The sequence below is a fragment of the Actinacidiphila sp. bgisy145 genome (assembly GCF_057708125.1).
Genome location: NZ_JBYIRL010000018.1, coordinates 33,485 through 55,463 on the forward strand (window position 1 = coordinate 33,485; position 21,979 = coordinate 55,463).

Genomic DNA, 21,979 nt, shown 5'->3' on the forward strand with positions numbered 1-21,979 from the left:
CGACCGGTTGCCGGGGCGCCCTCGGGGCCGTTGTCCGTGGCGGATGACACACTCTCCCGGGTGAGCACTACGCACTCCCTGCGGGAGCGGCTGGCCGTCCTGCGCGGCCCCGGCACCACTCCCCGCCCGATGGACGCGCGGGCGCTGGCCGCACTCGCCGCCAACCCCGGCTGCAAGCGCCGCGCGGTGATGGACGCCGCCGGGGTGGACAAGGGCGCCGTCGCCGAAGCGCTCGGCTCCCCCGCCCGGTTCGGCCAGTCCCGGTTCGCCTTCTCCCGCGGCCACGCCTTCGAGGCGCGGGTCAAGGCCGACGGCTGCGCCGAACTGCTGCGGCTGCTCGGCGCCGAGGGCCGCGCGGCCCTGCCCGACCTGGCCGCGCCCGGGCCCGAGGGCCGGGTGGCGAGGACCCGGATGGCGCTGGCCGAGGCCGCCCCCGGCGCCTGGACCCTGCTCGACCACCCGCTGCTCGCGCTGGACGTCGCCGGCTCCACGGTCCACCTCGAACCCGACGCGGTGGCGGTCGCGCCCGACGGCAGCTGGACCGTCGTCGAGATCAAGTCCTTCCCGATCCTGGACGGCGGCGCCGACGCCATGAAGGTCGGCGCCGCCGCCCGGCAGTCCGCGGTCTACGTCCTGGCGCTCGACGCGGTGGCCGCCGGCCGCACCCGCGCCGACATCCTGCTGGTCTGCCCGAAGGACTTCTCCAACCTGCCCACCGCCGACCGGGTCGACATCCGCAAGCAGCTCGCCGTCACCCGTCGCCAGCTCACCCGGCTGACCCGGATCTCGGACATCGCCGGCCTGCTGCCCGAAGACACCACCTTCGACCTGGCGTACACCCCCGACGGCCGCACCCCGACCCGGCCGCGGGCCGAGCTGGCCGCCGCCGTGGAGCTCGTCCCGGCCGCGTACGCCCCGGAGTGCCTGTCCACCTGCGAGCTGGCCTTCCACTGCCGCGACCGCTCCCGGGCGGCGGGCCGGGTCGAGGCGCTGGGCCGGTCGCTGCGCGGCGAGCTCGGCGACCTGACCACGGTGGAGGCGGTGCTCGCCGCCGCGCACGGCCGCGCGGGCGACCCGCGGGACCCGGCGGTCGCGGCGCTGCGCCGGGCCGCCGCGCTGCGCGCGGAGGCGCTGGCCGCGGGGGCCGACGCGCCTTCGGCGGCGGACGGTGCCCCCGCTCCCGTTCCCGCCCCCGCTTCCGCTCCCGCCGTCCCGGCTCCCGCGCGGCCGCCCGCCCCGGAGACAGGGGATCTGCGGGACGCCCGGCCGGACTCCGACGAGCCGGCGCGCGACCGTACCGGCGGCCCTACCCGTACCGGCACCGGCACCGGCACCGGCGCCCCGACCCGTACGGCCGGAGGCCCGGCGTGAGCGTGCTGCACACCCTCGCCCGCGCCGAGGCGGTCGCCGCCCGCCGGGCGGTCCCGGCCGCGACCGTACGCCACTGCCACCTCGCCGACCGGCCGCTGGTGCTGGTGCCGCTCACCACCGCGGGCGAGGCGGGCGCGCCGCTGGGCGCGATGATCGGCACCGACCGGGACGCCCCCGAACTGCTGGTGGTGCCCCAACCCCTCGACCGCGAACTGCGGTTCGGTTTCTTCGCCGGGCTCGCCGCGGCCCTGCTGCGCGCGCTGGAGCAGTACACCGACGAGGTCGAGATCGAGCCGGCCACCCGCACCCGCGAGGAGACCGAGCTGTGCGCCGACGCCCTCCAGATGGTGGTGCCCAACAGCGCCGCCGTGGAGTACGTCCGGCTGGTCGGCCGCTCCACCCGCTTCCTGCGCACCGTCGAGGACCCGGACGCCCCGCACCCGGTGCCGGTGCCGGTGCCGCTGCTCGGCCGCTGGCTCACGCACTACGCGGAACGCTCCCGCACCCCGGGCAGCGGGCTGCTGCTCGCCATGACCGACCTGCTCACCCGGCACTGGGCCACCGGCCAGAGCGCCATGGAGGACCAGCACCTCGGCGCGCTGCTCGGCTGGATCGACCCGCCGCCCGGCTCCGACGGGCCCACCGCCGCCGCCCGCGCCCAGACCGGCCGGGCCCGCGACGGCCTGCTGCTCAGCCCGCCGGCCGGCCCGGCCACCGACCCGGTCTTCGACAACCGCGTCCTCGCCTCGGCCCAGGCCCGGTACGACAAGGCCCGCGGCGCCGCCGAGCGCGCGGCCGCCGAGACGGCGATCAGGGACCTGGTCGCCTCCCAGCTGCGGCCCACCTGGGACGACATGTGGCGCGGCCTGGACCTGCTGCGGTCGCTGCCCGAGGCCGCCCACGTCGAGGAGCGGTGGAAGCGGGACCGCTGGTCCTTCACCGGGCACCGCGACCGGGTCCGCGCGGGCGAGCCGCCCCAGCCCAAGCGCGACGACGCGATCACCGCCGCGCAGAAGCTCGCCGGGCGGGAGACCGCGCAGGCCCGGCTCTCCGCCCAGGAGGCGCTGGACGACCCGCTGGCCATGGCGGCGCGGCGGCTGTCCGGGGAGGCGTTCACCGGGACCGTGGTCGAGGTCGAGATGACCATGTCCGAGGGCCGCCGCCCGATGCCCCGGCCGGTGCTCACCCTCACCACCAGGGACCTGCCGCAGGCCGAGCCGGGCGCGAAGGCGTACCGGGCGCTGGCGGACGCGAAGTCGGCGCAGACGGCGGAGCTGGTGGAGGTGGTGGAGCTGGTGGAGGTGCGCGAGCCCGGCGGCGGTTCCGGGGGCGGGTCCGGCAATGAGGCCAGGGCCGGCAACGGTTCCGGGTCCAGTGACGAGGCGGGCTGCGGCTCCGAGCCCGGCAGCGGCAACGGCTCCGGCTCCGGCCCCCGTTGGTGCGTGCGGGTGAAGCTGACCGGGGGCATGGGAAGCGGCCGCACTCCGCGGGAGGGCTCGGTCCCGGCACCCGGCGACACCGTCACCTTCACGCTGTTCGAGCACGACCCGCGCAGCGGCCCCGCCCTGCCCGACGCCGAGCTGACCCCGTGGACCCACGGCGGGCCGCCCGGCGCCGACCCCGCCCCGACCGCCCCCGACCCCGTGACCGCGGAGGACTTCCTGTGACCGAGCCCGTGCCCGTGCCAGGCGCCGGGGCGGCTGCCCCGGGCGGCGAGGCCGAGCCGTTCGATCCGGGCCGGGCCGCCGCCGAGGCGACCGCCGCGATCCTGGCGAGCACCCTGTACGGCACCGAGCGCGGCGTGGTCGTGGACTCGCCCCCGGGCGCGGGCAAGTCCACGCTCGTGGTGCGCGCGGCCCGCGAACTGGCCGCGGCCGGCGAGTCGCTGATGATCGTCGCGCAGACCAACGCGCAGGTCGACGACCTCGCCGACCGGCTGGCCACCGCCGACCCGGACCTGCCGGTCGGGCGGCTGCACGGCACCGACTCGCCGCCGGACCCCGCGCTCGACCGCCACCCCTCGCTCGCGAAGTCCACGTCCGTGGCGGAGCTGCGGGACCGGGCGGTGGTGATCGCGACCGCGGCGAAGTGGGCGTACGTCAAGGACGTCGAGCCCTGGCGGCACGCCATCGTGGACGAGGCGTACCAGATGCGCTCGGACGCGCTGCTCCAGGTCGCCGGGCTCTTCGAACGCGCGCTGTTCGTCGGCGACCCCGGCCAGCTCGACCCGTTCAGCGTGGTGGGCGCGGAGCAGTGGGCGGGGCTGAGCTGGGACCCCTCGGCGAGCGCGGTGGTGACGCTGCTCGCGCACAACCCGGGCCTGCCGCAGCACCGGTTGCCGGTGTCCTGGCGGCTGCCCGCGTCCGCCGCGCCGCTGGTGTCGCGGGCGTTCTACCCGTACACGCCGTTCCGCAGCGGCACCGGGCCGGGCGACCGGCGGCTCGGGTTCGGCGTCCGCGGCGACGACGGGGGCCTGGACCGCGTCCTGGACGAGGCGGCGGTGAGCGGCTGGGGCCTGCTGGAACTGCCCGCCCGGCACACCCCGCGCACCGACCCGGAGGCGGTCCGGGCCGTCGCCCTGGTCGTACGGCGCCTGCTCGACCGCGGCGGGCTCACCCACTCCGCGCCCGACCCCGACCCCAAGCCGCTGACGGCCGAGCGGATCGCGGTCGGCACCGCGCACCGCGACCAGGCCGCAGCGGTGCGCGCCGCGCTCGCCTCGCTCGGGGTGGCCGGGGTCGCCGTGGACACCGCGAACCGGCTCCAGGGGCGGGAGTTCGACGTCACCGTGGTGCTCCACCCGCTGTCCGGCCGCCCCGACGCCACCGCGTTCCACCTGGAGACCGGGCGCCTTTGCGTGCTCGCCTCCCGGCACCGGCACGCCTGCATCGTCGTCTGCCGCGCCGGGGTCGCCGACCTCCTCGACGAACACCCGTCCTCCGAGCCGGTCCGCCTCGGCGTCACCGTCAAGTTCCCCGACGGCTGGGAGGCCAACCACGCCGTGCTCGCGCACCTCGCCGAACACCGCACCGCCTGGCAGCCGTGAGCTGCGGTGACGCGATGGTCATGTGGTGGCCCGATCCACTTTATGCAAGGACACGCATAGTCGCGTTCCCGCATAGACGCGTAGCGCCACCCCTTCTACTGTCGTTGGCCAGGCGGCCCAAACGGGGCCAGAGCAGGGGGGTTTGGCATGTCCGAACGTTCGGCACTCACCCGGCTCACGGGCAACGGCAACGGCGAGTGCGGAGAGAAGGACTGCCCGAACGTGTACCGCACGGCGACCGGGTCGTTCGTGGTGCAGGGCGACGTGTCCGACGCCTTCAGCCCGCCCACTGGTGAAGGGCTCGTGGAAATCCCGGAGGCGGTTCTCAGGGAGGCGTTCCGTGCACTTGGATGGTGACGCGTGGAATGACTGCTTCGATTCCATGGAGCGGGAGGCGTGGCGGCTGGAAACGCTGCCCGTCTACACCATGCCCCAGGAAGCGGAGAAACTGAAGCGCTTTCTCGCCGGGGAGAATTCGCCCGACGATTACACTTCGGGCTGGATGGACGAGGTCCAGCAATGGACCTCGGAAGGAAAGAGGGTCGGCAGGGTGCATATCGTGACCCGCCCGCTCTCGGACTATCTCCGGTTCGAGTTCGAGCACTACTACCGGCATCACGTCAAGGCGGGCGAGGACATCCGCATCCTCGACCTCACCGACCGGGAGAACCCGGGAATTCCGGATCAGGATTTCTGGATGTTCGATGAGTCCAAGGTGGTCCTGATGAACTACCGGGCCGACGGGACGCAGATAAACCGGGAACTGCACGAGGGTGACCCGGAGCCGTACCGACAGTGGAAGCGGATTGCCGTTGCCGAGTCGGTTCCATTCCTGGAGTACGTGAACGGGTGACGTTCGACCCCGAGCAGTTGGGGCAGCCGAAACAGGAACTGGCGGCCCTGCTCAAAGAACTACGCATGCGAGCCGGCCTCACTGGGGACCGGCTCGCTCGGCGTTGCAACATGTCCCAATCGAAGATCAGTCGGATCGAGAATGGGAAAGCCCAACCGAGCCTGCTCGACCTGGAAAGAATCCTCCGGGCCGTCGTGGCTCCGCCTGAGGTCATCGAGGAGGTCATCGCTCTCGCGAGGCTGGCCAACACCGAATGGCAAGACCTGCGCTCGCTGCGGCGCAGGGGCCTGGAGAAGAAGCAGACCGAACTTGCGGCCCTTGAATCCTCGGGTACGGAGTTCCGATTCTTCCTGCTCTCGATGATTACAGGACTGCTGTCCACCCCCGAGTACATCCGAGCCAGCCTTGCCCATTCCCCGGCCGATGTCACCAAGACGATCGCGAGGAAGCTGGAGCGGCAGGAGGTTCTTTACGACACGAAGAAGCGATTTACCTTCATCTTGACCGAGCAGGCTGTGCGGTGGCCACTCCTGCCCCCGGCTGCGATGGCGATGCAGATTGACCGGCTGGCCTCACTGACCCACCTACCGAATGTGAAGCTAGGTGTCATCCCGATCGCGGGATACAAGCCCATGGCTCCGATGGACACCTTCACTGTCTACGACAACACCCTGGCCACTGTGGAGAACACCACCGGTGTTGTGATCCTGAGAGATCCACGCGACATCGAAATGCATGTGGAACTGTTCTCGACACTGGAGGGGTACGCGCTGTTCGGGGCCGAAGCGCGAGCCTTGTTGACGGAGTGGGCCGCCGCCTGCCGTTCATGATCTTTAGTCCATGACGGGAAAGAACTACACAGCCATCACTTTCCGGGCCAATGATTTCCCCCATGACAGCGACCGAGCGAAACGAAGAGCGGGTGCGCCACGGCGTAGGTCGGGGGCTGGGACGTCCGTCGCCGTTGGGGTCGACGTGATGTCCGGCTCAGGGCGGTGGGTGCTGTGCCGCTTCGGCCGGTACGCGGGTCCGCGCTACCTGGCGACGATCCTCGGCGGAGTGGCCCTGGTTCTCGCCGGGACCCTGGCTCTTCGGTAACCGCATTGGCCGCTGTCACTGATGCTTCCCGCCGGATTCCTGGTGGGGGTTCCCAAGAAGAGAGGTAGTCCGATGGTGGAAGAGAACACCACTTCGGTGGCCCCCGAGGGGGGTGGCCTGCTCGTCGCGAAGCGGAAGATCGTGGCCGCGCGCACCCGCGCCGAGCAGGAGTCCGACGTCAGCAGTGGCCGTTCCGACGGCAACGACTGACGGGAGCGCCCACGTTGCTTGACGCAGCCTCGTGGGCGGGGCGTCTGGGCGGGGACACGTTCCTCGCCCAGACGTACCACCGCTCCTACGCGCACATCCCCGGCACCGCCGACACGGCGGGCCTGTTCTCCTGGGACGACCTGAACCGGATCATCGCCACGCAACGGCTGGAGCCGCCCCGGCTGCGCCTGTCGGTCGACGGCGAAACGGTCCCGCTCCACCGCTATGCGATCCCGACCACGAACCGCCGCGCGGTCACCTGGTCACGCATCCAGCCGTCTGACTTCCACGCCCGACTCAAGGACGGGGCATCACTGGTCCTCGACGCGGTGGAGAAGATCCACCCCACCGTGGAGGCAGCTGCGGAGGGACTGGAACGCTTCCTCGGGACTTCCGTACAGGCCAACGTGTACGCCTCGTGGACCGAGCGGGAAGGCTTCGGCCGGCACTGGGACGACCATGACGTGATCGTGGTCCAACTGCACGGATCGAAGCGGTGGCGCCTGTGGGGGATGACCCGTGAAGCGCCTACCTTCCGGGACGTGGACTCGCCGGACGAGCCGGAGGGCGACCCGATCGCGGACCTGGTTCTGTCCCCGGGTGATGTGCTCTACCTGCCGCGCGGCTGGTGGCACGCGGTCACCGCTGACCAAGGGACAGAATCCCTGCACCTGACGTTCGGAATGGTGCCGCACACGGGCGCTGATCTGATGCTGTGGGTCGTCGACCAGCTCCGGTCGTCCCTCGCGCTGCGCAGGGACATACCGCGTTTCGACTCGCGGGCGGAACAGTCGGACTTCATCGACGCTGTACGCGGTGAGGTGGCCGACATGATGGCGGACCCTCGCCTCGTGGAGCGGTGGGCGGAGTCGATCGACACGACCGACCCGGGCCACGCGATTCCGTCCCTGCCGTACGTTGACGGACTCCCGGCACGGGGCGAGATCACCGTCAAGCTCACTACTCCGAGGGGCCGCCTGACGGCGAACCCGACACAGGGCACGGTCACCTTCTCGGCGGCCGGTACCGCTTGGGACGTCACGGAGTCCGCCGCGCCTGCGCTGGGCACGCTGCTGACCAACCGGCCGACCACGCTGGGCGAGATGGCCGACTCCGCTGGACTGGAGGTCAAGGAGGTGGCCGAACTGGTCTCGGTCCTCATCGACGGCCATGCCGTCGCAGTCGTGGGTACGGCGCTGTGACCGCCGCACTCTGCCTGGGGACATACCGCGTGCGTGCCGTCAGTCAGGCGGCACGCACCGCCCTGGCAGCCGGTAGCCCCTGGGTGGACACAGCACCCAACTACGGTCGTGGTCAGGCGCATGAGGAGCTGCGCCCGGCACTCGGGGACTACCCGACCGTTCGGGTAGCTACGAAGACGGGGTTCTTCACCGAGGAACAGGGCCGCAGCGCCCTGGCTGAGGGCGTACTCACCCGGGAAGGGAAAACCGGCAGGCACAGCCTTGAACGGGGCTTCGTCCGTTGGCAGACGGAGCACTCGTTGGCCGCGCTCGGGCGGGTGGACCTGGTGTTCGTGCACAACCCCGAGCACCTCGGGCACGGCTTTGACCGTGCCACTCTGCACGAGCATGTACGGGAAGCCTTCACGGCACTGGAAGAGTTCGCCCATGCGGGCAGGATCGCCGGGTACGGCGTCGCAACCTGGTCGGGCCTGACCTCCGGAGCGTTCAGCGTTCCCGAGCTACTTGCGCTCGCCCGGCAGGCGGCGGGTTCCGCCGAGCACCACCTCACAGGCTTGCAGATGCCCGTCAGCCTGATCATGGATGCCCCGATCACACAGGCCCTGAACGGCGGCGGACCACTGGCGCAGGCGAAGGACGCCGGGCTGATCACGTTCGGCTCCGCGCCCCTGCACGGGGGCGAACTCCTCGATGCCATGACACCCGAGCTGATGAACCTCATCCGCCCCGGCCTGTCGGCAGCAGCCGCTGCCCTGCTGGCCGCTGGCTCATGCCCCTGCCTCGATGTCGTCTTCACCTCCGCGAGCACCCGCGAGCACTGGGACGATGTGGCCAAGGCTCTGGCTACGCCGCTAACAGCCCAGGAACTCAGGAGAGTGACGGATGAACTCGCCTCTGAATAAGGAGGTACAGGCCCTGATGGAGGCCGCCCACGACCGGGCGGCCAGGGCTCTGGGGCTGACGTGCTCGGGTCCGCCGGCGTGGGGCTTCCTCGGTGTCACTCTCGGACGCCGGGCAGGGGACCGGTGGCTACGGGTCAGCCGGACAGCGAAGCGCAACGCGGGCAGGAAGGAGGGGCAGGGCATCGTCGGCGCCTCGGAGCTGGTGCCTGACGGCGTCCCGCGTCCGCGCCTGCACGGGGTGCACGACTGGACTGACGGAGAGTGGGCCTTCGAGGCAGAAGTCCTGGACTACCTCACGCAACCCGTGGTGTCTCCGGACCGGGCCGACATCGACCACGACCCTGGGTTGCCTGACGAGTGGTGGGCGGACCTTCGCCAAGCCCTTGCCCTGCTCGCCGAAGCGGAGGGTGTGAAGACGACCGTCCGGGAGGGGTGGATCGAACGGGCCTTCCCCCAGTTCCTCGGCATTCCGGCCCCCGCCAAGGTGGAGCGGGTGACCGGTCACGGTGACTTGCACTGGGGCAACCTCACCGCCGCGCCCCTGTGCCTTCTGGACTGGGAGCGGTGGGGCTGGGTGCCGTTCGGTTACGACGCGGGACTCCTCCACGCCAATAGCCTCCTCGTTCCCGACGCAGCCGCCCGCATCCGCAAGGAGTTCGCGCCGGTCCTCGACACCCCGGCCGGTCGAATCGGAGAACTCGCGGCCCTGGCGGAGATGCTGCAAGCCGTAGCCCGTGGGTGGTACCCCGCTCTTGCGCCCCACCTGGTTGCCCGAGCGGAGGCACTCACGGGAGTGCGCCCGCCCGTTCCGGTGCGCTCCGAGGTGAGCGCCTGACCGCGTCACTGTGCGCCCGCCGTGTCCGAGAAGCAAGAAACCTCCGCAGTTCGGATGTGGGGGTCTGCTATGCCGCCCATTTGCGAGAGCAGTGCGCGGAACGGATTCTCTTCGAGCAGTTCGGGCCGCTCAGCCGCGGACACCGGCGGGCGACCCGACCGCTTCGGTTCCGCCGCAGGCTCCGGGGCCTGCGGCGGTTCCGGTCGGTAAGCGTCCAGACGCCGTGCTCTCGCACCTCGCCGAACACCGCACCGCCTGGCAGCCGTAAAGGCGCGGAGCGGCCGCGGACCGGCGGCCGCGGCGTGCGCGGCGGACACGGTCAGGCGGCGGGCCGGCGTCCGATCGTCTCGGCCAGCCGGCGGGCCTCTTCGTGGGCGCGGGCCAAGGACGCCCGGTGGAGTGGGACGAGGTCGGACATCGCCGGCACGTCGGGCGCCATGGTCAGCTCGGGGGTCACCGAGGTCACGGTGAGCCCGAGGGTGTGGGACCACCCCAGGATGGTCTCCAGCGTGGGCAGCAGGTGGTCGCGGCCCTCGTTGGGGGTGCCGGGGCTGTAACCGCCGCCGCGGGCGGAGATCACGACGGCCGGGCGTCCCGCGGAGGGCGCGGTGCCGGTGAAGCCCAGGGTGCGGCCGATGACCATGATCTGGTCCAGCCACGCCTTGAACACCGACGGCATCGACAGGTTGTACAGGGGCACCGTGAACAGGTACGCGCCGGCCCCGAGGAACTCCTCGATCAGCTCGTCCTGGAGCCGGGCGGCCGCCGCCTCTTCCGGGGTGTACCGCGCGGGGTCGGTCGTGCGGGCGGAGATGCCCTCCGCGGTGATGTGGGGTACCGGCGCGAGGGCGAGGTCGCGGTGCACCACCTCGCCCCGCCACGCGTCGCGGAAGGACCCGGCGACCTGGCGGGATACGGAGCCGGCGCCCAGGGACGAGGCGTCGATGTGCAGCAGATAGGACATGGCGGGGCCTCTCAGGTGGGTGGAAGCCGTGCGGACACGGCGGGATGGGCCGACGACGAGCGCGGCGCCACCCAATTCCTACAACTTGTGCGTAACGCCATGGTGGACCAGTATGGGAGGCCGTACAAAAGGAACACCGGTGTCCGTACCGGAGAGGAATGTGCGCCATGGAGGTCAGCGCCCAGACGGGTGGCGTCGCAGGCCGGGGGCCGTGCGCCGGCATCCCGGCCGAACAGATGGTCTTCATCCGGCAGTTGCTGGACCGGATCGGGGACAAGTGGAGCATGCTGGTGATCGCCGTCCTGGAGGCCGGCCCGCTGCGCTACACCGACCTGCAACGCGAGGTCCCCGGCATCTCCCAGCGCATGCTCACCCTCACCCTGCGCCAACTGGTGGAGGACGGGCTGGTGTCGAGAACCGCGTACGCCGAGGTGCCGCCGCGCGTCGAGTACGCCCTGACCCCGCTCAGCCGCAGCGTCCACGCGATCGTCACCTCGCTGATCGCCTGGGTCTCCGACCACCACGACGAGATCCGCGCCCACCGCGCCCGCACCCCCGCCACGCCCTGACCCCGCCCGACCCGAACGCGGCGCCCGCTTGCCCGCGCCTTTGAGCAACGGCCTTTCCGGCCCCGGCCCGGAAGCACGGCATTACGCTCACAAAGCCGCGCGAAGGGGTACGCGGCGCGCACCGAAGCGGCGGATACGGCGACGGGAAGCACCGCAGGTGACCGACGGAGACGGTGGGCGGCCGGAGTCGGGCCGCCCCCTTGCCGAGGCGGGGTTCGTGCCGGCCGACTGGGCCCCGGCGTTCGCCGCGGTGCCCCGTACCGCCTTCCTGCCCGGCCTGATGTGGCCGCACGACGCCGCGAGCGGCCGAGCGGTCGCCGTCGACAGGGCGGTGGACCCGGAGGCCTGGCACCGGTACGCGGACGCCGACGTGCCGATCGTCACGCAGTGGGACGACGGAGCGCACACCGGAACGGCGCCGGGCACCGTCTTCACCTCCTCGTCGTCCATGCCGAGCGTGGTGGCCTCGATGCTCACGGACCTCGATGTACGGCCCGGCCGGCGGGTGCTGGAGATCGGCACGGGCACCGGGTGGAACGCCGCACTCCTGGCGCACCGGGCCGGCGCCGGAAACGTGGTGTCGGTGGAGGTGGACCCGGTCGTGGCCGAGTCGGCACGGCAGGCACTGCGGCGGGCCGGATACGGCGGGGTGCGGGTGGTCACGGGGGACGGTCTGCTCGGCCATCCGCCGGGCGCGCCCTACGACCGGGTGATCGCCACGTGCGGGGTGCGGTCCGGCCTGTTCACGTGGGTGCGGCAGACCGCCCCGGGCGGCGTGGTCGTCGCACCCTGGGGCACGTACTACACGTATACCGAGGCGACGGCGCGGCTGGTGGTGGCCGGGGACGGCGGCAACGGGGGACGCGGAGAGGTCGACGACCACCGTCACGGAAGCGGAGTTCCTGACCGGCGACCTGGACGTGGCGGAGTTCGCGATCGGCTTGCGGGTGCCGCACTGCACGCATGTCCCCGACCGCAAGCAGGCAGGGCGCCGGCCCGTGTGGTTCTACGGCCTGACCGACAGGTCATGGGCCGTGGTCGTCTTCCGCGACGGCCAGGACACCGCCACCGTCCACCAGTCCGGGAAGCGGCGGCTGTGGGACGAGGTGTCGGCGGCCTTCCGCTGGTGGCAGGAGCAGGGGCGGCCCGGGTTCCGGCGCTTCGGGCTGACGGTCACGGCGGACCGCCAGGCGGTGTGGCTGGACGAGCCGTCGAACGTGGTCAGCCGGTGAGGGTGGTGGTGAGCAGAGTGCGGAGCCAGCGGTGGGCAGCGTCGCGGTCGTGGCGGGCGTGCCAGGCGAGGACGGCGGGCACCGGCGGGGTGGGGGCGGGCAGCGGGTAGGTGCGCAGGGCGGCGGGCAGCAGGCCCTCGGTGAGGGCGGCCGGGGCGACGGTGACCATCGGATGGGCGGCCACGGCGCCGAGGGCCAGCACCAGGGTGGGCACCGTGAACGCCACGTGGCGGCGCAGGCGCCGCTCGTCGAGGAGGTCGTCGATGCGGTCGCGGGTGCGGCCCCGGCGGGAGACGACGACGTGCGGCAGGGCCGCGAACCCGTCCCAGCCGGTCGGGTCGTACGGCAGGTCGCGGCGGCCCACGGCGGCCAGTTCGTCGGTGAACAGGGTGGTGCTGCGGATGTCGGCGTGGTCGGCCGCCCGGTCGCTGATCTGGAGGTCGACGCGGCCGCGGCGCAGTTCGTCCGCGGTGGTGGCGCCCTCCCCGAGCAGCCGCAGGCACACCCCGGGGGCGGTGCCGGCGAGGACGGGGGCCAGGCGCGGCAGCAGGGCGCCGGCGACGACGTCGTTGCACTGGAGGGTGAAGGTGCGCTCAAGCGCGGCCGGGTCCACCTCGGCGTTCGGCGAGAGCACGGCCTGCGCCCGGGTGACGAGCTGGTGGACCTCCTCGCGGACCTGCTCGGCGTACGGGGTCGGCAGCATCTCGCGGCCGGAGCGGACCAGGATCTCGTCGCCGGTGGCCCGCCTGATCCGGCTGAGCGTGCGGCTCATGGCGGGCTGCGACAGGTGCAGCCGGTCGGCCGCGCCGCCCACGCTGCGTTCGTCGAGGAGGGCGTCCAGCGCGGTGAGCAGGTTCAGATCCATATGCATGGAGGTAATGCTATCGATCAGATCTATGCATTTGAGGTTATACGAGTGCGCTTGTTCACTGGGACCAGTCCCGAACGGGGCACGGGCGGACCGGAGAACGCGAACCGGTGACCGCGGACCGGAGAACGAGGAGGCAGTGATGCGTACAGTGATCGCCGGAGGCGGCCTGGTGGGACTCACCGCGGCGGCGTCCCTGCAGTCGATCGGCCACGAGGTCACAGTGCTGGAGCAGGCGCCGGAGATCCGGGCCGCGGGTGCGGGCATCGGGCTGTGGCCCAACGCGCTGCGGGAGTTCGACCACATCGGCGTCGGCGCCGACGTCCGCGACCTGGGCGCCTGGATCGACACCTGGTTCTTCGACCCGGCCGGCCGGCCCCAGCGCGCCGCCGGCTACGGCCCCGACGACCACCGGTTCCTGCTGGTGCCGCGGCCCGCGCTGAACCAACTGCTCGCCGACCGGATCGGCCTGGACCGTATCCGCCTCGGCGCGCGGGCCACCGGCTGCACCGAGACCGGCACCGAGGTCATCGTCCACCTCGCGGACGGCACGGACCTGCGGGCCGACCTGCTGATCGGCGCGGACGGCGTGCACTCCCGCATCCGCGCGAGCCTCGTGCCCGGCAGCGACGCCGTTCCGCACGAAGGGCACTACGCCTGGCGCGCGCTGGTGCCCGCGGGGGCCGAACGGCCCGAGGGCAGCGTCCTGACCATCGGCGCCGAGCGCACCCGCGGCGGCTACGCGCGGGTCTCCGCGGACCGGACCATGTGGATGGTCAACCAGTTCGACGCGGGGGAGCTGACCGGCACCAAGCGGGACCGCGCCCTCACCCGGGCCCGGCACCTCGCCGCGCGGGGCTGGCACGCCGACCTGCTGGAGATGATCGCCGCGACCCCCGAGGACGCCATCCTGGAGAACCTGATCACGCTGGTGCCCCCGCTGCCGCGCTGGACCGGCCGCCGCGTCGCCCTCGTCGGCGACGCCGCCCACGGGCTGTCCCCGCACATCGCCGCCGGCGGCACCCTCGGCGTCGAGGACATCGGTGTCCTCCGTACCCACCTCGCGAGCAGCCCCGACGCCGCCACCGCCTTCACCCGCTACGAGCGTGAGCGCCGGGCCCGCTTCGACCAGGTCCGCGTGCACTCCCGCGCCGTCGAACACGCCGACGGGGCAGCCGACTTCGCGGAGCGCTACGCGGCGTTCAGCCACTGGATGCTCGCCTCGTCCTGAGGCACGGCCCGCGTCCCGCCGCCGCCCCGTCCCGCCTGCGGCACCGTCGTGGCAGGGCGCCCAGGTCCCCCGCCCCTTCGGCTTCGGGGTGCGGGACAATGGGGGGTGTTGTCGAGACTGGTGGAGGTAGGGATGAGCCAGCCGCCGCAGGCGCGTCGGCCGGGCGGGGAGCGGCCGAAGAGGCCCGCGCCGCTGCTCTTCGAACCGGGGGCCGTGGTGGAGGAGGGGTCCGACCGCTTCTTCGACCTGGAGTCGATGGAGGACCCCCGCGATCTGCTGGTCCGCGCCACCGAACTGGCGGTGGCGTTCCGCGCCGCGGCCGAGCGGGCCACCGACTTCCAGGCGATGGCGGCCGCGCAACTCGCGGACCCGCGCCGCTTCGACCGGCTGACCCTGGCGACCCTGGCCGAGCAGGCGGGGTGGACCGAGGACTACGCCCGGAAGATGGTCGAGCACGGCGAGAGCCTGATCAAGGGCGGCGGCCTCACCCCGTAGCCGGGGCACCGTATCCCCAGTACTCTCCTGGCCCGGGGCACGGTACCCGCCACCCGTCACCGCTGTCCCGCGTTCCCCTGATTCCGCCGGGGTGCGGGCGTGACGTCGGTAGATGTGGAGACATGGACGAGATCCAGCGTCAGCAGCACACCTCCTACGTCACCTCGGCGGGCGCCGCATGGCTCGCCTCCGCCAGCGCCTTCCCGCGCAGCGTGCAGGCGCTGTGGGCGGCCCGCCCGGCCGCGCCGAGCGTCCTGCCCTGCGGCACCGTCTTCGACGTGGTCAACCTCCCCCTGCTCTTCGGGCGGCAGGTGCTGGAGCAGCTGTGGGCGGCCGGGCCCGGCTCCGGCCCCGCGGCCGTGCACCGCGGCCGGGTGCTGGTGCTGGCCGCGCCGGGCACCGCCCACCGGCTGCCCTCGCTGCTGGCGTGGGAGGAGTGGGGCCGCCGGGTGCCGCCGCTGCTCTGCCACGGCCGCGGCGACGCGGTGACGGTGCCGCCGCTGTACGACAGCCCGCCCGCCGGACGGGCGCCGCGCCCCGGGGACAGCCGCTCCCGCTGGGTGGTCGCGCCCGACACCCGCAAGCCCTGGCTGCCCGGCGCCGACGTGCTGCTGTGGGCCTGCGTACGGGCGGTCCGGCGGGCGCCGGCCATCGATTTCACACCCTGCTCAGCCGGGTGCTAATGTCTTCCACGTCAGCAGGCGCCGCTAGCTCAGTTGGTTAGAGCAGCTGACTCTTAATCAGCGGGTCCGGGGTTCGAGTCCCTGGCGGCGCACCTGAGAGGCGAAGGCCCTCCGCAGAAGCGGGGGGCCTTCGCCGTTCCGGTGCGGACGCGCCCGCGCCCGCCCCGCACGCGCAGCGCGGGGACCTCACACACGGCGAACCCCCCGCGGGGTAGCGTTCCTACGGCGGCCCGATCCGCCGGCCGGTTCGTACTCTTGGAGGCTTTCACCATGGCAACCACTCGTACCGCGACCACCCAGTGGAAGGGCCCGCTCATGGGCGGCGCCGGGACGGTCTCGCTGGACACCTCGGGCGTGGGCACGTACGAGGTGTCGTGGCCGTCGCGCGCCGAGGCCGCGAACGGCAAGACCAGCCCCGAGGAGCTGATCGCCGCCGCCCACTCGTCCTGCTACTCGATGGCGCTCTCGCACGGCCTGGCCGGCGCGGGCACCCCGCCGGAGACCGTGCAGACCGTGGCGAACGTCACCTTCCAGCCGGGTGAGGGCATCACCGGGATCACCCTGGCGGTCAAGGCGCGGGTGCCGGGCCTGACCGCCGAGGCGTTCGAGGCCGCCGCGCAGGACGCGAAGGCGAACTGCCCGGTCAGCAAGGCGCTCGCGGGTGTGGACATCACCCTCGAGGCCGAGCTGCTGGCCTGATCCCCGCGCCGTGGCACGAGCCCGGTCGGCCCCGCCGGCCGGCCGGGTTCAGCGGCGGGTGACCCGCACCCGCCAGTCGCCGGCCGCGTCCGGCGCCAGCACTTTGAAGCCGAAGCCGTCCGCCCGGTCGGTCCACCCCTCGCCGGGGCCGAAGGGCGCGTCGTTGAGCGAGTTGAAGGACGCGCTGCTGTAGGTGCAGGCGGCGGTGCGGGGATGGGCGTCCTCCACGGTGACCGGGCCCTTCCCCGAGTCGACGTCGGTGCGCACCCGGTAGGCGAGTATCCCCTTGCGGCAGGCGTCCTTGTCGTCGCCCAGCGGTTCGCGCAGCTCCAGGACATAGGCGGTGGTGTCGCCGAAGGGCACGATCACCGCCTTGCCGCCGCCGGGCACCTCGATCGGCCGCAGCGTGTAGGTGCGGGTGCCGGCGGTGGTGACGCAGTCGATCTGCTGGTCGTCGATCCAGCCGAGCTTCCACTTGTGCCAGGCGAGCAGGTCGCCTTGCAGCCCCCAGTCCAGCGACATGCTGTCCCACTGGCCGGCGAGGCGGTCGGTGCGCTGGAAGTCGTCGACGGCGTACAGGTCGGGCAGGCCCAGCGCGTGGCCGTTCTCGTGGGCCAGCACCCGGAAGCCGGACTGGTCGTGGCCGTAGATGAGCGAGACCTTGTCCAGGCGGGTGCCGTCGCCGGTGGTGGCGGCCGAGGCGCCGGTCCACGTCACGGAGAGCACCGCCTGGTCGGCGGGCGGGCCGGCGTCGGGGGTGACGAGGATGTTGACGATGTCGTAGCCGCGGAAGTCGACGCTCGGGCCGGCGGCCTTGACGAGGTCCCGCATCATCGCGGTGTGCTGGTCCCAGCCGTAGCCGCGGCCGATCCCGTAGGCGGAGAACGGCCGCGGCATGCGTATCCAGCGCAGCACGGGCGTGGACTCGTAGTCGAGCCGGCCGTAGGAGGCGGCGGCGTACCACTGCTTGACCGCGGGGAAGAACTCGCCGTAGCGCTCGCGGGCGCTGTAGGGGGCCTTGGCGTCGGGGAAGTCGATCAGCAGGGTGAGCGCGCGGACCTTGCCGGTGGAGGGCGCGAACTCCTCGTCGCTGCCGTGGTACGGGTGCGGCGGGAAGCCCTCGGACATCGCGACGCCGGGCTGGGCGCGCAGCGCGCAGGGGCGGGAGGCGGGCGGTGCGGCGTTGGAGCCGGCCGGCCGGGGTTCGGCGACGATCGCGGAGCCGACGGCGAGCAGCCCGCAGAACGCGAGGGCGGCGGCGCGTATGCCGGGGCGCCGGCGCAGGCGGCGGAGGTCCACCCGTCAGCCCGCCGTGCCGGTGCTGTCCGTGCCGGTGCCGCCCGTGCCCGGGCCGGAGGCGGTGCCGCCGGTGCCTGCGGTGCCGCCGTCGACGGGCCGGTCCAGGGTGCCGGCGGCCGCCTCGGTGACCCGCACCGACCAGGTGCCGTCGCCCAGGTGCCCGAGCACGGTGACCTCGGTGCTGTGGTCGGGCGTGGTGTACGACTCGCCGACGCCCAGCGGCGCGTCGGCCAGCGGCGGGTAGACGGAGGTGGCCGGGCAGGCGGAGCGCCCCGGGTGGCCGTCGACCACGTCGATCGGCCCGGCGCCGGACTCGCGGTCGGAGCGGACGTCGTAGAGCAGGACGCCCTCGCTGCACGCGATGCGGTCGTTGCCGGTGCGGGTGCGGGCCTCCATGGCCAGCGCGGTGTCCTCGCCGGTGCGCAGCACCAGCAGCTTGGTGCCGCCGGGGGTCTCGTCGGGGCTGAGGTCGTGGTAGGTGGTGCCGACGCCGGTGACGCAGCCGACCTGGTCCGGGCGCAGCCAGCCCAGCCGCCACTTGTGCCAGGCGAAGGGGTCGGGGGCCAGGCCGAACTGGCTGCCCATCAGGTCCCAGTCGCCGACGTGGGTGTCCCAGTCGGCGTCGCTGCCGGGCGGCGGCTGGTAGTAGAGGTCGGGCAGGTCGAAGATGTGGCCGGTCTCGTGGGCGAGCACGTTGCGGTCCGGCGGGTGGTGCTCGAAGACGGTGACCATGTGGCGGATCGGGTTGCCGTCCACGGTGATCGGGGCGGCGAGGTTGACGACCTTGGTGGCGTCGGAGTCCACGCCGGGCGCGTCGGGGTCGGCGACGAGGTAGACCACGTCGTATCCGGCGAAGTCCACCGTCGGGTCGGCGGTGGCGATCGCGTCGCGCAGGTAGGCGTCCCGGTCGGCGGCGTCCCAGTTCCGGCTGATCAGGTAGTCCGTCGCGGGGCGGGGCATCCGCAGCCAGCGGGTGTCGGCGTGCAGGTGCAGCCGGAACTGCCCGTAGGAGGCGTTCTCCCAGAACCGGCTGGTGGCCGGGTAGTGGTCGGCGGCGACCTGGGCGGGGGTGAGCTGCGGAGGGGCGCCGGGGAAGGACAGGAAGACCATGAGCGCCTTGACGTCGCCGTCGGGCCGGGCGTAGTCGCCGTCCCAGCTGTCGACGCCCTCGGAGTGGTGCACGGCGGTACGCGGCAGCAGGCACGCGGTGCCCTCGGCGGCGCCCGCGGCCGGTCCGGTCATCAGGGTCCAGGCCACCAGCGCGGCGAACCCGGCGAGCGCGGCGAGCAACGCGCGCAGCACCCGCGGGCGGCGGCCGGCGCCCGTCGCGGGGGGACCGTCCGCCGGGTTGCCTGACGCGAGGTCTGACCGCCGCACAAGGACCTCCGGGAGGTTCGGGTTCCGGTCCGGGACTTTCCCCACATTGCTATGTATTGCGGCGTTATGTCGGCTTCGGCTGCTCCGTGCGGGTTGCCGCCGGAACGGTGCCGCGGCGGGCGTCGACCGGGGTGGGCATACCGACGTACGGGCGTGCGGGGCGCGGGAGGTGGAAGAGGCGCAGAAACGTACGACCGGCGCGCCGGTACGGGTGGGCGCGGGCGCCGGCGCGGGTCGGTCGCCACCCCTGCGGGTGACTACCCTGCGTCGTGGTGTGCGGGGGGCGTTCAGGTGATCGAGCGGGACCGGCGGTAACGGCCCGCCTGGGTGGGACCCCCGCGACACATCGCCGGTGCGACGCTGGATCGCCCGCTCCGCCTGCCCATATGATCGCGACTGACGACAGTGCGAACAGGGAGCAGTCCATGGGCGGACCCTCGGGCGGCCCCGGCGTCGAGCCCGACAGCACAGCAGCCACCATCACCCGCTGTGACCGGTCGCGCAGGTCCTCGTACGCCGCGGAGCCAGGTGACTTTCGGGCCGCTTTCGCGGCCGCCCGCTCGGCGCTGGCGCTGCTCGGCCCCGACGGCGGCGTGCTGGCGGCGAACGCGGCGCTGGCCCGGCTGCTGGGAATGCCGCGGGAGCGGATGCTGGCGGCCGACGCCCGGACTCTGCTCGGCCTGGCCGGCGACCCGCACGTCTCCACCGCCTTCGACGACGTCCTGGCCGGCCGGCGGCGCCGGCTGCGCTGCACCCGCCGGCTGACCCGGTCCGACGGCGGCGACCTGCGCGCGGAGCTGGCGCTGTGCCGCACCGAGGGCCGGACGCTGCTGCTGAGCGTCGAGGACGTCAGCGAACGCGAGTCGCTGCGGCGGCAGTTGCGGCACCTGCGGATGCACGACCCGGTGACGCGGCTGCCCAACCGGGCGCTGTTCTTCGAGCGGCTCGCGGACGCCTGCGCCCGCGCCCCCGAGCGCGGCACCGGCCGGATCGGGGTGTGCTACCTCGACCTCGACGGATTCAAGGCGATCAACGACACGTTGGGGCACCGGGTCGGCGACGAACTGCTGGCCGCCGTCGCCGACCGGCTGCTGACCTGCGCCGGTCCTGGCGGCCACCTCGCGGCCCGGCTGGGCGGCGACGAGTTCGCGCTGCTGCTGCGGGACTCCACCGGCACCGGGCAGGCCACCGCGCTCGCCGAGGCCGTACTGGAGGCGTTCCGGCAGCCGTTCGACGTCGCCGGGCACCGCCTGGCGGTCTCCGCGAGCATCGGCGTGGTCGAACGCGAGGCCCACGGCACCACGCCCACCGGCCTGATGCAGGCCGCCGACACCACGCTGTACTGGGCGAAGGACGACGGGAAGGGCCGCTGGACGCTCTTCGACCCGGAGCGCAACGAGCACCGGATGACCCGCCAGTCCCTGTCCAGCACCCTGCGGCAGGCCGTGGAGCGCGGCGAGTTCGTGCTGGAGTACCAGCCGCTGGTCGCGCTCGGCAGCGGCGAGGTGCGCGGGGTGGAGGCCCTGGTGCGCTGGGAGCACCCGCGGTTCGGGCGGCTCGCGCCCGGCCGCTTCATCGGCCTGGCCGAGGAGGACGGCTCCATCGTGCAGTTGGGGCGCTGGGTGCTCGCCGAGTCCTGCCGGCAGGCCGCCGCGTGGCGGCGGGAGCGGCCCGGCACTCCCCTGGTGGTCAGCGTCAATGTCGCGGTGCGCCAGGTGTGGGACTCCGACCTGGTCGCCGACGTCGCGGCGATCCTGCGCGAGACCGGGCTGCCCGCGCGGCTGCTCCAACTCGAACTGACCGAGTCCGCGGTGATGGGCAGCGCCGGCCGCCCGCTCCAGGCGCTGCACGCGCTGCACGAGATGGGGGTGCGGATCGCCATCGACGACTTCGGCACCGGCTACTCCAACCTCGCCTACATGAGCCGGCTGCCGGTCTCCACCCTCAAGCTCGACGGCTCCTTCGTGCAGGGCTTCCGCTCGGCCGAACACCCCAACCCCGCCGACGAGACGATCGTGGAGGCGCTGGTGGACCTCGCGCACCGGCTGGGGCTGACCGTCACCGCGGAGTGCGTGGAGAACGCCGAACAGGCCGAGCGGCTGCGCCGGATCGGCTGCGACACCGGCCAGGGCTGGCACTACTCCCGCCCGGTGGCCGCCGCCGCCATCTCCGAGCTGCTGGCGCGGACCCCGCCGCGCTGACCGGCGCCCGCGTGGTCCGGGCGGCCCGCGCGCCCCGGCGCCGGGTCCGCGTAGGCGGTGGGCGGGCGGCCCAGCAGCCGGCCGAACGCGGCGGTGTACGCGGCGGGGTTGTCGTAGCCGAGCAGCGCGGCGACCTGCGTGACCGGGGTGCCCGCGGCCAGGTGCGGCAGCGAGTGCAGGATGCAGGCGCGCTGCCGCCACTGCGCGAAGCTCAGGCCGGTGCCGCGGCGGAACAGCCGCGCCAGGGTGCGTTCGCTCACGTTGAGCACGGCGCACCAGCGGGCCGGCGGGTCGTGGATGTCCGGGTGCCGCCAGAACGCCTCGCACAGGTCGCGCAGCCGGGGGTCGGCCGGCAGCGGCACGTCCAGCGGCAGCGGGGCGAGGTCCTTCAGCTCGTGCAGGATCAGGGCGACCACGGCCGCGTCCCGGCTGTGCTCGGGATAGCGCGGCTCCATGTCGACGGCCGCCAGCAGCAGCGCGCGCAGCAGCGGGGAGACGTCCACGGCCCGGCAGCGGTCGGGGAACCAGGGCACCGCGGCCGGTTCGACGTACAGGCTGCGGGTGCTGACGCCGGTCATCGCGACCTGGTGCCGGGTGCGCGGCGGGATGAGCACGGCCCGGGCGGTGGGCACGGTCCAGCGGCCGTCCGCGGCCTCGACCCGCATCACGCCGGTGGCCGCGTAGAGCACCTGGGCGCGGCGGTGCTCGTGCCAGGCGAGCAGGTGCTCGCGCGGGTAGTCGGTGCCGATGGCCAGCACCGCGCGGTCGAGGCTGTCCACCTCGGCGAGCGGGACGTTGCGCATGCGCACGAGGCTACGCGCGATCACCCGCGCTGTCTGCTGCG

The 21,979-nt window shown here is 73.3% G+C and carries 22 protein-coding genes, 1 tRNA gene and 1 pseudogene; 19 read left to right on the plus strand and 5 right to left on the minus strand.

Going from position 1 to position 21,979, the window contains the following annotated elements; genetic code table 11:
* Nucleotides 1-60: 60 nt before the first annotated feature.
* The 10 genes from AC3ERT_RS17905 to AC3ERT_RS17950 all read left to right on the plus strand — a co-directional run bounded on the left by AC3ERT_RS17905 (nt 61) and on the right by AC3ERT_RS17950 (nt 9,517).
* Entirely contained in the window at nt 61-1,371 is a 1,311-nt protein-coding gene (locus tag AC3ERT_RS17905) for a hypothetical protein (RefSeq protein ID WP_435175325.1), read from the plus strand.
* Nucleotides 1,368-3,038: a hypothetical protein gene (locus AC3ERT_RS17910; protein WP_435175327.1), complete on the plus strand. Its 1,671-nt coding sequence runs from the start codon at nt 1,368-1,370 to the stop codon at nt 3,036-3,038. Before AC3ERT_RS17905 ends, AC3ERT_RS17910 begins: the two co-directional genes overlap by 4 nt.
* Nucleotides 3,039-3,052: 14 nt before the next feature.
* Nucleotides 3,053-4,417 (plus strand): AAA domain-containing protein, encoded by a 1,365-nt coding sequence (locus tag AC3ERT_RS17915; protein ID WP_435175411.1) that lies wholly within the window; start codon nt 3,053-3,055, stop codon nt 4,415-4,417.
* A gap of 147 nt (nt 4,418-4,564) precedes the next feature.
* Nucleotides 4,565-4,774 carry a hypothetical protein gene (locus AC3ERT_RS17920; protein WP_335977843.1) on the plus strand — a complete coding sequence of 70 codons (210 nt, stop codon included), beginning with the start codon at nt 4,565-4,567 and terminating at the stop codon, nt 4,772-4,774.
* Nucleotides 4,758-5,270 carry a DUF6879 family protein gene (locus tag AC3ERT_RS17925; protein WP_435175329.1) on the plus strand — a complete coding sequence of 171 codons (513 nt, stop codon included), beginning with the start codon at nt 4,758-4,760 and terminating at the stop codon, nt 5,268-5,270. The genes AC3ERT_RS17920 and AC3ERT_RS17925 overlap by 17 nt, the downstream gene beginning before the upstream one ends.
* Nucleotides 5,267-6,100: a helix-turn-helix domain-containing protein gene (locus AC3ERT_RS17930; protein ID WP_335977840.1), complete on the plus strand. Its 834-nt coding sequence runs from the start codon at nt 5,267-5,269 to the stop codon at nt 6,098-6,100. Before AC3ERT_RS17925 ends, AC3ERT_RS17930 begins: the two co-directional genes overlap by 4 nt.
* Nucleotides 6,101-6,440: 340 nt before the next feature.
* Nucleotides 6,441-6,578, plus strand: coding sequence for a hypothetical protein (locus tag AC3ERT_RS17935; protein ID WP_169748831.1), 138 nt, complete (start codon nt 6,441-6,443; stop codon nt 6,576-6,578).
* 14 nt (nt 6,579-6,592) lie between these two features.
* Nucleotides 6,593-7,780, plus strand: coding sequence for a cupin domain-containing protein (locus AC3ERT_RS17940; protein ID WP_435175332.1), 1,188 nt, complete (start codon nt 6,593-6,595; stop codon nt 7,778-7,780).
* A gap of 29 nt (nt 7,781-7,809) precedes the next feature.
* Entirely contained in the window at nt 7,810-8,682 is an 873-nt protein-coding gene (locus AC3ERT_RS17945; protein ID WP_435175413.1) for an aldo/keto reductase, read from the plus strand.
* Nucleotides 8,663-9,517, plus strand: coding sequence for a hypothetical protein (locus AC3ERT_RS17950; RefSeq protein WP_335977834.1), 855 nt, complete (start codon nt 8,663-8,665; stop codon nt 9,515-9,517). Before AC3ERT_RS17945 ends, AC3ERT_RS17950 begins: the two co-directional genes overlap by 20 nt.
* Before the next feature lie 319 nt (nt 9,518-9,836).
* On the opposite strand, the gene AC3ERT_RS17955 is transcribed toward AC3ERT_RS17950, so the two are convergent.
* Nucleotides 9,837-10,481: an FMN-dependent NADH-azoreductase gene (locus tag AC3ERT_RS17955; RefSeq protein WP_335977833.1), complete on the minus strand. Its 645-nt coding sequence runs from the start codon at nt 10,479-10,481 to the stop codon at nt 9,837-9,839.
* A gap of 158 nt (nt 10,482-10,639) precedes the next feature.
* On the opposite strand from AC3ERT_RS17955, the gene AC3ERT_RS17960 reads away from it, so the two are divergent.
* From AC3ERT_RS17960 to AC3ERT_RS17970, 3 genes and pseudogenes are all read left to right on the plus strand, one after another.
* Nucleotides 10,640-11,050 (plus strand): winged helix-turn-helix transcriptional regulator, encoded by a 411-nt coding sequence (locus tag AC3ERT_RS17960; protein ID WP_435131927.1) that lies wholly within the window; start codon nt 10,640-10,642, stop codon nt 11,048-11,050.
* A gap of 469 nt (nt 11,051-11,519) precedes the next feature.
* Nucleotides 11,520-11,789: pseudogene (locus AC3ERT_RS17965) on the plus strand (methyltransferase domain-containing protein); the annotation flags it as partial.
* Nucleotides 11,790-11,970: 181 nt separating this feature from the next.
* Nucleotides 11,971-12,282: a methyltransferase domain-containing protein gene (locus tag AC3ERT_RS17970; RefSeq protein ID WP_435175419.1), complete on the plus strand. Its 312-nt coding sequence runs from the start codon at nt 11,971-11,973 to the stop codon at nt 12,280-12,282.
* On the opposite strand, the gene AC3ERT_RS17975 is transcribed toward AC3ERT_RS17970, so the two are convergent.
* Nucleotides 12,272-13,153 carry a LysR family transcriptional regulator gene (locus tag AC3ERT_RS17975; RefSeq protein ID WP_435175335.1) on the minus strand — a complete coding sequence of 294 codons (882 nt, stop codon included), beginning with the start codon at nt 13,151-13,153 and terminating at the stop codon, nt 12,272-12,274. The genes AC3ERT_RS17970 and AC3ERT_RS17975 overlap by 11 nt on opposite strands.
* Before the next feature lie 139 nt (nt 13,154-13,292).
* On the opposite strand from AC3ERT_RS17975, the gene AC3ERT_RS17980 reads away from it, so the two are divergent.
* The 5 genes from AC3ERT_RS17980 to AC3ERT_RS18000 all read left to right on the plus strand — a co-directional run bounded on the left by AC3ERT_RS17980 (nt 13,293) and on the right by AC3ERT_RS18000 (nt 16,258).
* A complete protein-coding gene (locus AC3ERT_RS17980) occupies nt 13,293-14,381 on the plus strand; it encodes an FAD-dependent monooxygenase (RefSeq protein WP_435175337.1) in 1,089 nt (362 codons plus the stop codon).
* Nucleotides 14,382-14,513: 132 nt separating this feature from the next.
* Nucleotides 14,514-14,876, plus strand: a complete 363-nt coding sequence (locus AC3ERT_RS17985) for a hypothetical protein (RefSeq protein ID WP_335977826.1) — start codon at nt 14,514-14,516, stop codon at nt 14,874-14,876.
* Nucleotides 14,877-14,998: 122 nt separating this feature from the next.
* The gene (locus AC3ERT_RS17990; protein ID WP_335977824.1) at nt 14,999-15,559 is read left to right on the plus strand and encodes a bifunctional DNA primase/polymerase; all 561 of its coding nucleotides are present in this window, start codon (nt 14,999-15,001) and stop codon (nt 15,557-15,559) included.
* An 18-nt stretch (nt 15,560-15,577) separates the two neighbouring features.
* A tRNA-Lys gene (locus AC3ERT_RS17995) sits at nt 15,578-15,651 on the plus strand.
* Nucleotides 15,652-15,829: 178 nt separating this feature from the next.
* The gene (locus AC3ERT_RS18000) at nt 15,830-16,258 is read left to right on the plus strand and encodes an OsmC family peroxiredoxin (RefSeq protein WP_335977823.1); all 429 of its coding nucleotides are present in this window, start codon (nt 15,830-15,832) and stop codon (nt 16,256-16,258) included.
* 48 nt (nt 16,259-16,306) lie between these two features.
* Here AC3ERT_RS18000 and AC3ERT_RS18005 read toward each other — a convergent pair whose 3' ends face one another.
* Together AC3ERT_RS18005 and AC3ERT_RS18010 are read right to left on the minus strand one after the other, a co-directional pair.
* A complete protein-coding gene (locus tag AC3ERT_RS18005) occupies nt 16,307-17,557 on the minus strand; it encodes a M6 family metalloprotease domain-containing protein (protein ID WP_335977821.1) in 1,251 nt (416 codons plus the stop codon).
* A gap of 3 nt (nt 17,558-17,560) precedes the next feature.
* Entirely contained in the window at nt 17,561-18,934 is a 1,374-nt protein-coding gene (locus tag AC3ERT_RS18010) for a M6 family metalloprotease domain-containing protein (RefSeq protein ID WP_335977819.1), read from the minus strand.
* A gap of 425 nt (nt 18,935-19,359) precedes the next feature.
* Here AC3ERT_RS18010 and AC3ERT_RS18015 point away from each other — a divergent pair, with 425 nt between their 5' ends.
* A complete protein-coding gene (locus tag AC3ERT_RS18015) occupies nt 19,360-21,135 on the plus strand; it encodes a putative bifunctional diguanylate cyclase/phosphodiesterase (RefSeq protein WP_335977818.1) in 1,776 nt (591 codons plus the stop codon).
* On the opposite strand, the gene AC3ERT_RS18020 is transcribed toward AC3ERT_RS18015, so the two are convergent.
* Entirely contained in the window at nt 21,072-21,938 is an 867-nt protein-coding gene (locus tag AC3ERT_RS18020) for an AraC family transcriptional regulator (protein WP_435175339.1), read from the minus strand. The genes AC3ERT_RS18015 and AC3ERT_RS18020 overlap by 64 nt on opposite strands.
* Nucleotides 21,939-21,979: the final 41 nt, after the last annotated feature.